This window comes from Halomonas sp. ND22Bw (genome assembly GCF_003011945.1).
In the GTDB taxonomy this organism is placed as follows: domain Bacteria; phylum Pseudomonadota; class Gammaproteobacteria; order Pseudomonadales; family Halomonadaceae; genus Halomonas; species Halomonas halophila.
Map to the genome: position 1 here is coordinate 106,682 of NZ_PXWD01000001.1, position 15,304 is coordinate 121,985.

At 68.0% G+C, this 15,304-nt stretch carries 13 protein-coding genes; 9 read left to right on the forward strand and 4 right to left on the reverse strand.

Going from position 1 to position 15,304, the window contains the following annotated elements; all coding sequences use genetic code 11:
- The first annotated feature begins 84 nt into the window (after nt 1-84).
- The 3 genes from CVH10_RS00495 to CVH10_RS00505 all read left to right on the forward strand — a co-directional run bounded on the left by CVH10_RS00495 (nt 85) and on the right by CVH10_RS00505 (nt 4,890).
- The gene (locus CVH10_RS00495; RefSeq protein WP_106487514.1) at nt 85-1,905 is read left to right on the forward strand and encodes a SurA N-terminal domain-containing protein; all 1,821 of its coding nucleotides are present in this window, start codon (nt 85-87) and stop codon (nt 1,903-1,905) included.
- Nucleotides 1,906-2,145: 240 nt separating this feature from the next.
- Nucleotides 2,146-3,189: a GTP-binding protein gene (locus CVH10_RS00500; RefSeq protein WP_106487515.1), complete on the forward strand. Its 1,044-nt coding sequence runs from the start codon at nt 2,146-2,148 to the stop codon at nt 3,187-3,189.
- Between the two features lie 153 nt (nt 3,190-3,342).
- On the forward strand, nt 3,343-4,890 hold the full coding sequence (locus tag CVH10_RS00505; RefSeq protein ID WP_106487516.1) for an arylsulfatase: 1,548 nt from the start codon (nt 3,343-3,345) through the stop codon (nt 4,888-4,890).
- A gap of 159 nt (nt 4,891-5,049) precedes the next feature.
- On the opposite strand, the gene CVH10_RS00510 is transcribed toward CVH10_RS00505, so the two are convergent.
- Nucleotides 5,050-5,814, reverse strand: coding sequence for a UDP-2,3-diacylglucosamine diphosphatase (locus CVH10_RS00510; RefSeq protein ID WP_106487517.1), 765 nt, complete (start codon nt 5,812-5,814; stop codon nt 5,050-5,052).
- A gap of 77 nt (nt 5,815-5,891) precedes the next feature.
- On the reverse strand, nt 5,892-6,398 hold the full coding sequence (locus CVH10_RS00515; protein WP_106487518.1) for a peptidylprolyl isomerase: 507 nt from the start codon (nt 6,396-6,398) through the stop codon (nt 5,892-5,894).
- Nucleotides 6,399-6,550: 152 nt separating this feature from the next.
- Here CVH10_RS00515 and CVH10_RS00520 point away from each other — a divergent pair, with 152 nt between their 5' ends.
- Together CVH10_RS00520 and cysS are read left to right on the forward strand one after the other, a co-directional pair.
- Nucleotides 6,551-8,230, forward strand: a complete 1,680-nt coding sequence (locus CVH10_RS00520) for a glutamine--tRNA ligase/YqeY domain fusion protein (RefSeq protein ID WP_035593415.1) — start codon at nt 6,551-6,553, stop codon at nt 8,228-8,230.
- 1 nt (nt 8,231) lies between these two features.
- Nucleotides 8,232-9,641 carry a cysteine--tRNA ligase gene (gene cysS, locus CVH10_RS00525; RefSeq protein WP_035593413.1) on the forward strand — a complete coding sequence of 470 codons (1,410 nt, stop codon included), beginning with the start codon at nt 8,232-8,234 and terminating at the stop codon, nt 9,639-9,641.
- A gap of 75 nt (nt 9,642-9,716) precedes the next feature.
- Here cysS and CVH10_RS00530 read toward each other — a convergent pair whose 3' ends face one another.
- Nucleotides 9,717-9,935: a hypothetical protein gene (locus CVH10_RS00530; RefSeq protein ID WP_035593410.1), complete on the reverse strand. Its 219-nt coding sequence runs from the start codon at nt 9,933-9,935 to the stop codon at nt 9,717-9,719.
- A gap of 472 nt (nt 9,936-10,407) precedes the next feature.
- A complete protein-coding gene (locus CVH10_RS00535) occupies nt 10,408-11,364 on the reverse strand; it encodes a DUF1853 family protein (RefSeq protein WP_035593407.1) in 957 nt (318 codons plus the stop codon).
- Nucleotides 11,365-11,460: 96 nt separating this feature from the next.
- Here CVH10_RS00535 and CVH10_RS00540 point away from each other — a divergent pair, with 96 nt between their 5' ends.
- The 4 genes from CVH10_RS00540 to CVH10_RS00555 are packed head-to-tail and all read left to right on the forward strand — an operon-like array spanning nt 11,461 to nt 15,263.
- Complete coding sequence (locus CVH10_RS00540; RefSeq protein ID WP_106487519.1) at nt 11,461-12,387, forward strand: ABC transporter substrate-binding protein; 927 nt, start codon at nt 11,461-11,463, stop codon at nt 12,385-12,387.
- Nucleotides 12,384-13,577 carry an ABC transporter permease gene (locus tag CVH10_RS00545; protein ID WP_106487520.1) on the forward strand — a complete coding sequence of 398 codons (1,194 nt, stop codon included), beginning with the start codon at nt 12,384-12,386 and terminating at the stop codon, nt 13,575-13,577. Before CVH10_RS00540 ends, CVH10_RS00545 begins: the two co-directional genes overlap by 4 nt.
- Nucleotides 13,574-14,518, forward strand: a complete 945-nt coding sequence (locus CVH10_RS00550; protein WP_106487521.1) for an ABC transporter ATP-binding protein — start codon at nt 13,574-13,576, stop codon at nt 14,516-14,518. Before CVH10_RS00545 ends, CVH10_RS00550 begins: the two co-directional genes overlap by 4 nt.
- Complete coding sequence (locus CVH10_RS00555; RefSeq protein ID WP_106487522.1) at nt 14,511-15,263, forward strand: ABC transporter permease; 753 nt, start codon at nt 14,511-14,513, stop codon at nt 15,261-15,263. The genes CVH10_RS00550 and CVH10_RS00555 overlap by 8 nt, the downstream gene beginning before the upstream one ends.
- Nucleotides 15,264-15,304: the final 41 nt, after the last annotated feature.

Sequence of the window (15,304 nt, forward strand, 5' to 3'; positions counted from 1 at the left end):
GAGCGTGCTGTGCTCGTCGTCGCGTGGCCAAGCTGGACGCCTGTAAGATGGGCGTCCCGAACCACTTGATCCGCAGAGGCCTGCATGCTGCAAAGTATTCGTGACCGCTCCACCAGTTGGGGTGCCAAGATCCTGGTCGGCGCCGTGGTGGTGACCATGGCCCTGTTCGGCGTGGAGTCCCTGGTGGGGCTGCTGAACAGCGACGGTGAGGAGGTCGCCACGGTCAATGGCGAGCCGATCACGCGTCAGCAGCTCGAGCTTCAGGTGCAGCGGGCGATCCGCAGCGGCCAGGTGCCGCCGGAGCAGGAGCGTCAGCTGCGGGCCGAGACGCTCGACAGCCTGATCACCAACCAGCTGCTGGCCCAGTATGCCGAGGAGGGCGGCCTGCATCTGTCCGATGCCCAGATCGACCAGCTGATCGTCACCCTGCCGGAGTTCCAGGACGCCAACGGCCGTTTCGACAGCGAGCTGTTCAAGAATCGTCTGGCCAGCGCCGGCTTCACGCCCATTTCCTTCCGTGCCCAGTTGCGCGAGGACATGAAGCGTCGCCAGCTCCAGCAGGGCCTGGTCATCAGCGAGTTCAGCCTGCCGAGCGAGCAGGAGCGCCTCGCCGAACTGCAGCGCCAGGCGCGCACCTTCCGTCACTATGCCCTGACCCCGGCCGACCTGGAGACGGCGCCTGATATCGACGACGCCGATCTCCAGGCCTACTACGAGGCTCACGCCGACGCCTACCAGCGCCCCGAGCAGGTCAAGCTGGCCTATGTGGTGCTCGACAAGCAGGCCATGGCCGATGACGTCGAGGTCAGCGACGAGGACCTGCGCCAGGCTTGGCAGGATGAAGCGGCCAGCGCCGACCGCCGTGTCTCCCACATCATGGTCGGCTTCGGCGACGAGCGCAGCCGCGAGGACGCGGTGGCCCGCCTGGAGGAGGTCAAGTCCCGGCTGGCCGACGGCGAGGCCTTCGCCGATCTGGCCGCCGACTATTCCGACGATACCTCGACCAGCGATGCCGGCGGCGACCTGGGCGTGATCAGTCGCGGCTTCTTCGGCGAGGCCTTCGAGGACGCGGCCTTCGCCCTCGACGAGGGGCAGGTGTCGGATATCGTCGAGACCGACAATGGGCTGCATCTGATCCAGGTCACCGAGCTCGATCGCCCGCCGTTCGAAGAGGCCCGCGACCGCCTGCGCCAGGACGTGGCGCTGGCGCAGGTCGAAGACGCCTTCAACGACAAGGCCCAGCGGCTGATCGACGAGAGCTTCGCCGCCGAGGACCTGGCCAGCGTGGCCGAGGATCTCGATCTCGAGCGTCAGCAGAGCGACTGGGTGAGCCGCGACGCCGCCGACGGCGTGCTGTCCGAGCCCGGCGTGATGCGCCAGGCCTTCAGCGATGACGTGCTGGAGGAGGGCTTCAACAGCGAGGTCATCGAGCTGGACGAGGATCGCCGTATGGTGCTGCGCGTGGTCGAGCATCGCGATGCCACCACGCTGCCGCTGGACGAGGTGCGCGACCGTGTCGTGGCGGCCGTCGAGGCCGACAAGACCCGCGAGGCCCTGGAAGCGCGCGCCGACGAGATGCTCGCGTCGCTGCGTGGCGGCGAGACCCTGGACCTCGACTGGCAGCGCGCCGAATCGCTGAGCCGCCAGGCCGAGAGCGGTCTGGCTCAACCGGTGATCGAGGCCGCCTTCCGTCTGCCGCACCCGTCGGAGGGCGAGACCGTCTACGGCCGTGCCAACGACGGTCAGCGGGTGGTGCTGATCGGACTGGAATCCGTCACCGAGGGCGAAGCCAACGCGCAGATCGAGTCCTTCGTGGCGCGCATGGCCCAGCAGCTGCGCTCCCAGGCGGCGGTCAACGGCCTGCTCGACCACCTGCGTGAGCAGGCCGAGATCGAGCGTCCCTGACGGTCGACTCGCGCCGCGGTAGAGGAAAGAGGAAAAAAGGGGGCTTCGGCCCCCTTTTTCGTGTCTGTCGTTCATGTCTGTCGTTCGTGTTGTCGCGGCGAATCTGACCGAGCCAGTCGGCTCGCCCACTTATACCGTTATCTTGTGTGCTTTACCCTCGTTGGATTGTCGTCCTGGGGCGCGGAGCGGTGAGCATGCGATGATGACCACCGATCTTCCTTCCGCCGACGAGAGTTGCCCATGGCCCGGCCGCCGCTTCGCGATATTCCCGCCCATCTGATCACCGGCTTCCTGGGGGGCGGCAAGAGTACGCTCATCCATCACCTGATCGCGCACAAGCCACCCGGCGAGCGCTGGGCGGTGCTGATCAACGAGTTCGGCCAGGTCGGCGTCGACCAGACGATGTTCGCCGAACGCGACGATGTCGTGGTCCAGGCGCTGCCGGGCGGCTGCCTGTGCTGTCAGCTGGCCACGGTGCTGCAGACGAGCCTGGTGCAGCTGCTGCGACGCGAGCGGCCCGACCGACTGATCATCGAGCCTTCCGGGCTCGGCCACCCGTCGGGGCTGATCGAGCTGCTGCGGGGAGAGGCCTTCGCCGGTGTGCTCTCGCTTCGGGACGTGGTGGCGGTGCTGGACCCGCGACGCCTGGACGATCCGCGCGCGCGAGGCCACGAGACCTTCCTCGATCAGCTGCGGCTGGCCGACGGCGTGGCCCTGACCATGGTCGATCGTCTCGGTGCGGAGCAGGTATCGGCGGCGCGAGACTGGCTGGCCGAGACGCTGCCGGGCGAGCGCTGGATCGGCGAGGCGCCGCAGGGCCGACTGCCGGTCGAGCGGGTGCTCGACGCCGGTGCTCACCGGGATCAGACCGTGCCTGCCGCTCCGGCGGCGCATCGTGCTCAGGCCACGGCTCAGGACCAGATTCAGACCCAGACGCCGGGGCTCTTGCTCGATCTCGACGCCCGGGCGCCGCGCGTCGGGGCGCCGGTGCGGGAGAGCGGCGCATCGCTGGGCCATGAAAGCCTCGGCTGGCGCTGGCATGCCGATGAGGTCTTCGACGGCGCGGCCATCACGGCCTGGCTGGACGCCCTGCCGGCGGCGCTGCGGGTCAAGGGCGTGCTGCACACGGATGCGGGATGGGTCACGGTCAATCGTGCCGGAGGCGAGGCGCCGCTCTCGCCCAGCGAGTGGCGCCGCGACTCGCGCCTGGAGCTGATCGCCGAAGCCGGAGAGATGCCGGACGCCGAGGCGCTCGAGGCCGGGCTTGCCGGCTGCCGTCGCTGAAAGGACGAGGAGCACGTCCGTGCCAGCCAGATGGGGCCCGGTTTGAGGGGGATCAGAAAGAGAGGGCGATTGCCTGGCGGCTACTGACGCCTTCACTACACTTAACTCGCTGTTGTGGGATATCCGGACAATGAACGTCACAGGAGCGAGACCATGCGTGATTCGAAATGCCGTCTGGTAGCGGCGATGATGCTGGGCATGTCGGTCGTGGTGCCGGCCGCCGCCCAGGAAGGCACGGAAGATGCCGAACGTCCCAACATCCTCATCATCTGGGGCGATGATGTCGGTATGTGGAATATCGGCGCCTATCACCGCGGCATGATGTTCGGCCCGACGCCGAATATCGATCGCATCGCCGACGACGGCATGCTGTTCATGGATCACTATGCCCAGGCATCGTGCACCGCGGGACGGGCGGCCTTCATCACCGGCCAGTATCCGATGCGCACCGGGCTGTCCACGGTGGGCATCGCCGGCTCCCCCAACGGCCTTAGCGAGGAAGACCCGACCCTGGCGGAGATGCTCAAGCCGCTCGGTTACGCCACCGGCCAGTTCGGCAAGAACCACCTCGGCGATCTCGACGAGCACCTGCCGACCAATCACGGCTTCGACGAGTTCTACGGCATTCTCTATCACCTCAATGCCGGCGAGTACCTGGAACAGCCCGAGTACCCCCACGAGGCGGCGCAGGAGGCCGGTCTGGTGCAGCGCGGGGTCATTCATTCCTTCGCCACCGAGGATGGCGGCCAGGAGATCGAGGATCTCGGCAACTTCGGCCGCGAGCGGCAGCGCAACCTCGATCAGGAAGTCCTCGAGCAGAGCACGCGCTTCATCCGCGAGGCCGTGGAGAACGACGAGCCGTTCTTCGTCTGGCACAACACCACGCGCATGCACTATCAGACTCACCTCAACGAGGAGTACGACGGTATCACCGGCATGGGCATCTACGCCGATGGCATGGTCGAGCTCGACGACGACGTGGGCGAGCTGCTCGACCTGCTGGAGGAGCTGGGCGTCGACGACAACACCATCGTGATGTTCTCCACCGACAACGGGGCGGCGTCCAACTCCTGGCCGGACGGCGGCAACCAGCCGTTCCGCGGCGAGAAGGGCGTGGGCGGCTACGAGGGCGCCTTCCGCGTGCCGATGATGGTCAAGTGGCCCGGGGTCATTCCCGAGGGCACCACCACCGGCGAGTTCATGATCATGGAAGACTGGATGCCGACGATCATGGCGCAGCTGGGCCAGCCGGACCTGAAGGAGGACCTGCTGGATGGCGCCGAGATCGGCGGGCGCAACTATCGGGTGCATCTCGACGGCTATGACCAGACGCCGCTGATCACCGGGGAAGGTCCCTCCAATCGTCGTGAATTCTTCTACTTCACCGAGACCCAGTTCCACGGCGTGCGCTTCAACGACTGGAAGTTCCTGTTCACCGAGCAGGATCAGTGGTTCAACGGCGAGCTGAACCAGCTGACCACGCCGCTGATTACCAACCTGGAGCTGGACCCGTTCGAGCGCTTCCATGATGCCCGCGGCTTCGAAGAGTGGCAGGAGAACCGCTCATGGACGATTCCGCTGGCGCAGGAGGTGGTCAATCGCTTCGTGGAATCCTTCGAGGAATATCCCCCGCGTCAGGCCAGCTTCTCGCCGGCGGTGAGCGAGGTCGGGGAAAAGATCATGAGCATTCCCGCTCGCTGAGGATGTCGGCTTGCCCTTAGCATCGGGACGTTCATCAAACCACTAACGTTGATCGCACCACGAAGAAGGCCGGGTGGCATGTTGCCACCCGGCCTTCTTTTTTAGGCGTCTGTCGCGCCGGCTCGCGTCCTGCTGCCGCGAGGGCGCAGAGCGCCCGGCTCAGCCCTGCAGCGGGAAGTCGCGCAGCACCGGCGCCTGTCCCGGGACGATCTCGATGTCCCAGCCCTGGTTCGGCTGCCAGTCGCCCAGCACGAAGCGACGCGCCGGCGCGCCGTCTAGGTCGACGTCATGGATGGCGGGGCGGTGGGTATGGCCGTGAATCATCGTGGTCACGCCGTGCTCGCGCAGGGCCTCGACCACCTCGGCCGGCGTCACGTCCATGATGTCCTCGGCCTTGTTGGAATTGGCCTCTCCGGACTGGTCGCGCAGCTGTTTGGCCAGGGCGATGCGCTCGGGGATCGGCATGGCCAGGATCTGCGCCTGCCACTGCGGGTCGCGGGCCTTGGCGCGGAAGGCCATGTAGGCCTCGTCCCGGGTGCACAGGCTGTCGCCGTGCATCAGCAGCACCCGCTCGTCGCCGAGGGTGACCACGCTGGGATCGGGCAGCAGGGTGGCGCCGGCGGCGTCGGCGAAGCGCTCCCCGAGCAGGAAGTCGCGGTTGCCGTGCATCAGGTAGATCGCGGTGCCGGCCTCGGCGCGTTGCTTCAGGGCTGCGGCGATGCGCTCTGCGAGCGCGGCGGTGCCGGTGGGATCGGCGGCGCCGAGGTCCAGCAGATCATCGCCGATCCAGGCCTCGAAGAAGTCGCCGAGGATATAGAGCGCCTCGGCGTCGGCGGCGCGGGTCTCCAGCCAGTTCAGGAAGCCCTCGGTGATGGCCGGGGCACCAGGATGCAGGTGAAGATCGGAGATCAGCAGGGTCGACATGGCGTCTCTCGCGGGCAGCGGATGAAGGAAAGCGCCCCCGCCGGAGGGCGAGGGCGCGGGACTCACGGGGCGAGGGCTCAGGCCTCGGTGTCGTCCTGGACGTAGGCGCGCTGGATGATCACGTCCTCGGCCGGCACGTCGGCGTGCATGCCGCGGCGGGTGGTGGTCACGCCCTTGATACGCTCGACCACGTCCATGCCCTCGACGACCTCGCCGAACACGCAGTAGCCCCAGCCCTGCAGGTTCTTGCCGCGATGGTTGAGGAAGTCGTTGTCGGCCACGTTGATGAAGAACTGGGCGCTGGCGGAGTGCGGGTCCTGGGTGCGGGCCATGGCCAGGGTGCCGCGGGTGTTGGCCAGGCCGTTGTCGGCCTCGTTCTCGATCGGGGTGCGGGTCTGCTTCTGGTTGAAGTCCAGGTCGAAGCCGCCGCCCTGGACCATGAAACCGTCGATCACGCGGTGGAACAGGGTGTTGTCATAGTAGCCGTCGCGCACGTACTGCTCGAAGTTGGCAGCCGTCTTCGGGGCCTTGTCGTGGTTCAGGGCGACATGAATATCGCCGAAATTGGTCTGCAAGATGATCATCACGATGTCCTGTCTTCTCGAAGCGGGATGCCTTGGCGCCGTATGGGCACGTGGCGCTATAATAGCCGCTTTGCGTCGATGCGCGAAGCCGTGGTCAGGCCCGCGGCGTCGCGACGACAGGCCCGCGTTCAACCAGAGGTTGCCCAATCAACATGACCAGCGAGACCACCAGCGCGCCGAACTTCATTCGCAACCAGATCAGCGAGGAGATCGAGGCCGGCCGACAGGGGAAGATCGTCACCCGCTTCCCGCCGGAGCCCAACGGCTTCCTGCACATCGGCCATGCCAAGTCGATCTGTCTGAATTTCGGGCTCGCCGAGCAGTTCGGTGGCGACTGTCATCTGCGCTTCGACGACACCAACCCGGCGAAGGAAGAGCAGGCCTATATCGACGCCATCAAGGAAGACGTCAGCTGGCTGGGCTACGAGTGGGCCGGCGACGTGCGCTTCGCCTCGGACTACTTCGATACCCTCTACGAGTGGGCCCAGCACCTGATCCGTGAGGGCAAGGCCTACGTCGACGATCTCTCCCCGGAGGAGATGCGCGAGTATCGTGGCACCCTGACCGAGGCCGGTACGCCGAGCCCGTACCGCGAGCGCGGCGTCGAGGAGAACCTCGACCTGCTGGAGCGCATGCGCACCGGGGAGTTCGCCGAGGGCGAGAAGGTGCTGCGCGCCAAGATCGACATGGCCGCGCCGAACATCAACCTGCGCGACCCGATCCTCTATCGCATCCGCCACGCTTCGCACCACCAGACCGGCGACACGTGGAAGATCTACCCGTCCTACGACTTCACCCACGGCCAGTCCGATGCCCTGGAAGGGGTGACACACTCCGTCTGCACCCTGGAGTTCGAGGATCACCGCCCGCTGTACGAGTGGTTCCTGGACAACCTGCCGGTGCCGGCCAAGCCGCGCCAGATCGAGTTCGCGCGGCTGAACCTGAACTACACCCTGACCTCCAAGCGCAAGCTCAAGCTGCTGGTGGACGAGAACATCGTCGACGGCTGGGACGACCCGCGCCTGCCGACCCTGTCCGGCATGCGTCGCCGCGGCTATACCCCGGCCTCGATCCGCAAGTTCTGCGAGATGATCGGCGTGACCCGCGCCGACGGCGGCCTGGTCGATATCGCCATGCTCTACCACGCGATCCGTTCCGACCTCGAGGACAACGCGCCGCGCGCCATGTGCGTGCTCAAGCCGCTCAAGGTGGTGCTGACCAACGTCGCCGAGGACTTCGCCGAGACCTATCGGGTCGCCGGGCACCCGGCCCGTGAGGACATGGGGGTGCGCGAGATTCCGTTCTCCCGCGAGCTGTACATCGACCGCGACGACTTCATGGAGGAGCCGCCGAAGAAGTTCTTCCGCCTGGCGCCGGGCAAGGAAGTGCGGCTGCGCAACTCCTACGTCATCCGCTGCGACGAGGTGATCAAGGACGAGGCCGGCGAGGTCAGCGAGCTGCGCTGCTCGGTCGATTTCGATACTCTCGGCAAGAACCCCGAGGGTCGCAAGGTCAAGGGCGTGATCCACTGGGTCAGCGCCGCCCAGGCGGTGCCGATGGAGGTGCGCCTCTATGACAACCTGTTCACCGTCGAGCAGCCGGACAAGGACAAGGACGCCGACTTCCTCGAGCACCTCAACCCCGAGTCGCTGACCGTGGTGCAGGCCATGGGCGAGCCGAGCCTGGCCGATGCGGCGCCCGAGAGTCGCTTCCAGTTCGAGCGGGTCGGCTACTTCTGCGCCGACCGCCACGCCTGCCGCGACGGCAAGCTGGTATTCAACCGCACCGTGGGACTCAAGGATGGCTGGGCCAAGGCCCAGAAGAAGGGCTGACATGCAGATCTACAACACCCTGACGCGTCGCAAGGAAACCTTCACGCCCATCGAGCCGGGCAAGGTGCGCATGTACGTCTGCGGCATGACCGTCTATGACTTCTGTCACCTGGGCCACGCCCGGGTGATGGTGGCCTTCGACGTCATCACCCGCTACCTGCGGGCCCGCGGCTACGACGTCAGCTACGTGCGCAACATCACCGACATCGACGACAAGATCCTCAAGCGGGCGGACGAGAACGGCGAGACCATCGAGGCGCTCACCGACCGCATGATCGATGCCATGCACGAGGACGAGGGCCGCCTGGGCGTGCTGCGTCCGGACGCCGAGCCGCGCGCGACCCAGCACCTGGACGAGATCGTCTCGATGATCCAGACGCTGATCGACAAGGGCTATGCCTACGCGGCGGACAACGGCGACGTCTACTACCGGGTGCGCAAGTTCGACGGCTACGGCAAGCTCAACAACCGCGACCTGGACGACATGCGCTCCGGCGCCCGGATCGACGTCGACGAGCACAAGGAAGACCCGCTCGACTTCGTGCTGTGGAAGGCCGCCAAGCCCGGCGAGGTCAACTGGCTCTCGCCCTGGGGCGAGGGGCGCCCGGGCTGGCACATCGAGTGCTCGGCGATGTCCACCTGCTGCCTCGGCGAGACCTTCGACATCCACGGCGGCGGGCCGGACCTGACCTTCCCGCACCACGAGAACGAGATCGCCCAGAGCGAGGCCGCCACCGGCAAGCCCTACGTCAACACCTGGATGCACGCCGGCGCGGTGCGCGTGAACCAGGAGAAGATGTCCAAGTCGCTGGGCAACTTCTTCACCATCCGCGACGTGCTCGAGCATCACGACGCCGAGGTGGTGCGCTACCTGCTGGTGTCGAGCCACTATCGCAGCCCGATCAACTACGCACCGGAGTCGCTGGCCGACGCCCGCAAGTCGCTGGAGCGTTTCTACAATGCTCTTGACGGGCTGGCCCTGGACGGCGTCGAGGTACGGGAAGGCGAGGTCGATGCGCGCTTCGACGAGCGCTTCACCGCGGCCATGGACGACGACTTCAACACCGCCGAGGCGGTGTCGGTGCTGTTCGACCTGGCTCGCGAGCTCAACCGCGCCAAGAAGGAAAGCCCTGAGCAAGCGCCGGCCCTGGCCGCCGAGCTCAAGCGCCTGGGCGGCGTGCTCGGCCTGCTGCAGCAGGCGCCGGCGGCCTTCCTCAAGGGCGCCGGTGGCGGCGAGCTGCCGCTGACCGAGGCCGAGATCGAGGCCAGGATCGCCGAGCGCGCCGCGGCCAAGAAGGCCCGCGACTTCGCCACCGCCGACGGCATCCGCGACGAGCTGGCCGCACTGGGCATCGTGCTCAAGGACAGCCGCGAGGGCACCGGCTGGGTGTTCGAGGCGCCGGGCGACTGAGTCCTGATACTCGATCGATCCGCAATTGAAACGCCCGGCCTTGTGCCGGGCGTTTCGCGTCTGGGGGCAGAAGACTCAGTGCGGCTCCGCGCCCAGCGTCTCGTCGACCAGTGCCATGGCTTCGTCGAGGCTGACGGCGACCGCGTCCCAGGGCAGGGTCGATCCGACGAGATGGCAGTGATAGAGGGCATCGTCATCGATGTCGACACGGTGGATGTCGTTGCCCCGGTCGTCCTGCCACCAGTCGGCGTGGACATGATGCCAGCGCGGGGCGATCCGAGCGTTCATGTTCATGCGTCACCTTCCTTCGTGAGCCGCCCGCTCGGGCGATTGCTCAGCAAGCCTTCCAGATCTTCAGGCGGGGTTCCGTCAGCCCGTGCCAGCGTGAATAGAAATCGATTCGACGCTGGGCGTTGGCGAGGTCCACCGGGCCAAGGTCTTCATGAGGGGCGTGGGCGAGACAGCCGACGTCGACTCGTTCATGGGGCCGGGAGCGCGTTCGGAGGCGTGACTCCTGGCGTTGGCCGCGGCCCATCGGCCGCGCTCGAGGGAGTGAGTGTTGCTCAACGGGCATGTGGGGCAACCGCAGTACCTGGTTCATGTGGCATTCCTCCGAACGGCATGTAACCCAGGGAGCGACTCACTGTCGCCGGTCTGTCGGACCGCCGGGGGCGGCCTTATGGTCAGCATAGTTGAGAAACGCTGTTTGTAAATTCAGGTTACAAAATATGTCGCTCAAGTCCGGCGCGAGAAGGCCGTTAGTGCATCATGCCGGTGGCAGCGGGAGGCGATGGGGCCAGGCATCGTCGACGACGAAGACGCGCTGCCAGCTCGGGGACGAGGTGGTGTCGAGAAGGATGGCGAGCTGAACCGGCGCGCCGCCGCGGAGAAAGTGCAGGCGCAGCCGATGCTCGAGGACCGGCAGCGGGCTCAGCTGCGGGAGGGGAGGAAACGCCAGCCAGTGAGGCTTGCACAGCCAGGCGCCGAGTGCGTTTCCCGGCAGGCGCTCGCACCAGGCTGGCCAGTCGTGCCAGTGCAGCCACTGGCCGCGCAGGTGGTCGGCCGTGGCCTGGCGCGGGGAGGGCAGCGGCGTCTGCCAGGGGTAGAACAACACCCCGGGCATGGCCAGGCGCTGACGTAGTCGCGCCACCGGGCCGCCAAGCCGTTCGGCCAGCGCCTGGCGCGCCAGCGGGCGCTGGGCCAGCGGCAGCTGGTGGTGCTCCAGGTGATGGCGCTTGAGGGCCAGGCTGTCGAGCCCGCCGGGGCCGACCCAGCGAGCCTGATCGTCGTCGGCGCCCGGGCCCTCGGTGAGGCCCAGGTAGTACTTGATCGCCACCTCGAGATGGACGGGCACGGGATCCGGCGATTCGGCGTAGATCAGGTCGAGCTCGCCCAGGGTGCGGCGCTCCTGAAGCACTGGCAGGTTGTGGGCGAGCAGGCGGGTATTCGGTGCGGTATCGAGCAGGAACTGCCACAGGCGCTCGTGATAGTGGCCCATGCGCCCCTCCAGGGCAGCGCCGACGTAGCGCTCCAGATCGCCCGGGGCGTCGTCCAGGTGGCTCAGATAGTCGCTCAGGGCGGCGTCGCTCTCGAGACCCAGGCTGCGGCGATCGGGGCGGCCGGGGGTCTCGAGGGTGATCAGGTCAGGTGCCTGCAGCAGCCAGGCCAGGTCGCGTACCAGCGGGTGGTGCCAGGGGCGGATGTCATCGCGGAATGGCGGCATGCGGTCTCGCTCCGGGCGTTGAGATGGCGCTCTGACAGCGAAGCTATACAGGTCTTATACTCCAGCATACATTCATTCGGGAAGCGGGTGGTATCCATGCAGCCAGCACTGACACGTCTCGCCGCCATCGCGGCCGGCACTCTGATGACCCTGGGCGCGGCGCAGGCCCAGGACGCCGCCGGAGAGCCGGTGGTGATCGCCTCCAAGATCGACACCGAGGGCTCGGTGCTCGGGCAGCTGATCCTGCAACGCCTGGAGGCCGGCGGCATCGCGGTGGAGGATCGCCTGCAGCTTGGCGCCACCAGCATCGTGCGCAGGGCCCTGACCACCGGGGAGATCGATCTCTACCCGGAATACACCGGCAACGGTGCCTTCTTCTTCGACATGGCCGACAGCCCGGTGTGGAAGGACGCCGAGCAGGCCTATGAGACGGTCCGTCAGAAGGATCGCGAGGCCAATGACCTGGTGTGGCTGACGCCCGCCGAGGCCAACAACACCTGGGCGATCAGCGTGCGCGGCGATCTGGCCCGCGCGCACGAGCTGGCGAGCCTCGAGGACCTGGCCGGCTATCTCGACGATGGCGGCGAGTTCAAGCTGGCGGCGAGCGCCGAGTTCGTCGAGTCGCCCCAGGCGCTGCCGGCCTTCCAGGACGCCTATGGCTTCGAGCTCTCCGAGGACGAGCTGCTGGTGCTCTCCGGCGGCAATACCGCCGCCACCATGCGCGCCGCCGCCCAGCAGACCAGCGGCGTCAACGCCGCCATGACCTACGGCACCGACGGCGGCCTCAAGGCCCTCGATCTGCACGTGCTGGACGACACCCTCGGCGTGCAGCCGGTCTATCAGCCGGCGCCGGTGATACGCGCCGAGGTGCTCGAGGCGCATCCCGAGATCGAGACCCTGCTGGCGCCGGTGTTCGAGGCGCTGGACCGCGACACCCTGCAGCGGCTCAACGGTGATGTGGCCGTCAACGGCCTCGATCCGGCCAAGGTGGCCGGCGACTTCCTCGATACCCTGGACGAATGAGCCGCGGGGTGAACGAGGAGACAGGGAATAGGGACGTGCCTCGCCCCAACGCCGTGCTCCTGAGCCTGCTGCTGGTGACCCTGGTCGCCTGGAGCGGGCTCGACGCGGTCAGCGTCGCCCCCAATCGCATCGTACCCGGCCAGGGACATGCCGCCTGGGAGGCGGCCGGCTGGCCGGGATTCCTGATCAGCCTGGTGCCGATGCTCGCCGTGCTGGCACTGGCCTGGCGCCCGGACCGGTGCCACCTGCGCTGGGCCCTGGGGCTGGTGGTGGCGATGCTCGCCGCACTGCCGGCCTGGCTGGCGCTGGCGGCGGCCAGGCTGGTCGAGGCCGATCTGCCACAGGCGCGCCTGGGCGTGGGCGCCGGGGTCTGGGTGGCGCTGTTCCTGCTGCTGCTGGCGCTGATCGAGCTGCGCACGCGCCTGGCGCTGTCGCGGACGCTGGGTGGGTCGCTGTTGCTGGTGCCGCTGGCGAGCTTCGCCGCCTGGCTGACGTTCGACCTCGCCCCGCTGGCGCTGCGCCAGGAGTTCCTGGCCCGCCGCGACGGCTTCATCGCCGCCATCGTCGAGCATCTGCTGCTGGTCGGCGCCGCCGTCGGCGTCAGTTTAGTGCTCGGCGTGGCCCTGGCGCTGGCCATGCGACGCTGGGCGCGCTGCCGCATGCTCGGCTTCGCGGTGCTCAACTTCCTGCAGACCATTCCCAGCTTGGCGCTGTTCGGCCTGCTGCTGGCGCCGCTGGCCTGGCTGGGCGCCCACGTCGAGTGGCTGGCGGCGCTGGGCGTGAGCGGCATCGGCGCCGCCCCGGCGCTGCTGGCGCTGGTCGGCTACAGTCTGCTGCCGATGGTGCGCAACACCTTCGTGGCCCTCGATGAGGTCGACCCCGGCGTGATCGACGCGGCCCGGGGCATGGGCATGAGCCGCGGCCAGGTGTTCCGCCAGGTGCGCCTGCCGCTGGCCGCGCCGGTGATCCTCGAGGGCATTCGCATCACCACCGTGCAGGCCATCGGCCTGACCGCCGTGGCCGCGCTGATCGGCGCCGGCGGCCTCGGCACCTTCATCTTTCAGGGGCTGGGGCAGGCGGCCATGGACATGGTGCTGCTCGGCGCCCTGCCGATCCTGGTCATGGCGCTGATCGCCGATGCCCTGCTGGGCGCCCTGACCGACGTCACACGCCAGGGAGAGGCCACATGATCGAACTCATCGGCGTGTCCAAGCGCTTCGGCGATACCGCCGCCGTGGACGACATGTCGCTGCGCGTCGAGCGCGGCGAGCTGTGCGTGCTGGTGGGCACCTCCGGCTGCGGCAAGTCGACGACGCTGCGCATGATCAATCGCCTGATCGAGCACAGCGACGGCGAGATCCATATCGACGGCCAGCAGATCCGCGACTTCCGGGAGGAGACCCTGCGCCGGCGCATGGGCTATGCGATCCAGAGCACCGGGCTGTTTCCGCACTGGACGGTGGCGCGCAACATCGGCCTGGTGCCGCGGCTGCTCAAATGGCCCCCGGCGCGGATCCGCGAGCGGGTCGAGGAGCTGATGGCGATGCTCGGCCTGTCAATGGACGAGTTCGCCGAAAAGTATCCGCGCCAGCTTTCCGGCGGCCAGGCCCAGCGGGTCGGTGTGGCCCGGGCGCTGGCCGCCGATCCCGATATCCTGCTGATGGACGAGCCCTTCGGGGCGCTGGACCCGATCACTCGCGAGACGCTCCAGCACGAACTGCGCGAGCTGCAGTCGCGGCTGCAGAAGACCATCGTCTTCGTCACCCACGACATGGACGAGGCGCTGCGGCTGGCCGACCGGCTGGTGGTCATGGACGGCGGCCGCATCCGCCAGCAGGGCCATCCGCTTGAGCTGCTGCGCGAGCCCGCCGACGCTTTCGTCGAATCGCTGCTCGGCGGCGAGGACCGCGGCCTCAAGGAGGCGGCGTTGCTGACCGTCGGCGAGCGGATGATGCCGCTGAGCCCGCGGCTGCTGCCGCGGGAGCGTATCTCCCGCCACGCCACCCTGCGCGAGGCGCTGTCGATGATGCTGTGGCGCCATGCCGAGCGCCTGGCCGTGGTCGACGACGAGGACATGCCGATCGGCGAGCTGTCGCTGCGCCGGCTGGTGGGGGCGAAGCATCATGAGTGAAGCGGTGAGTCGCCTGGTGGCGCCGAGAGAGCGGGGCTGGTGGGCGCCGCTGGCCTGGACGGTGCTGCTGTTCTCTGCCTGCGTGGGCATGCCCTGGCTCGAGGGGCTGTTCCGGCTGGTCGAACCGGACAGCCGCGGTGTCGTCTATGCCCGGGCCGATTTCCTGACCCTGCTGGGCCGCCATCTGCTGGTGGTGGCCGTCGCGGCGCTGGCCGCGGTGGCGATCGGCGTCGGCGCCGCCGTGGCGGTGACGCGGCGTGCCGGCCGCGACTTCCTGCCGCTGGTCGCCCAGCTGGCCTCGATCGGGCAGACCTTCCCGCCGGTGGCGGTGCTGGCGCTGGCGGTGCCGGTGCTGGGTTTCGGCACCCTGCCGATCATCGTCGCATTGCTGCTCTACGGGCTGCTGCCGATCGTGCGCAACACCCTGACCGGGCTCGAGGGCGTCGACTCCGGCGTGCGCGAGGCCGCCCGCGGCATGGGCATGACCAGCGGCCAGCTGCTGCGCCAGGTGGAGCTGCCGCTGGCCTGGCCGGTGATCCTGGCCGGCATCCGCACCTCGGTGACCATCAATATCGCCACCGCGGCGATCGGCGCCACCGTGGGGGCGAGCAATCTGGGCGACCCGATCATCTCCGGCATCGTCAACGGCAACACCGCCTACGTGTTGCAGGGTGCGCTGCTGATCGGGCTGCTGGCGCTGACCGTGGACAGCGTCTTCGCCCGACTGCAGCCGGCCGCCGCTTAAGTACGCGGCCTCGCCGGCGTGTGACTTTCGTCGTGCTATCG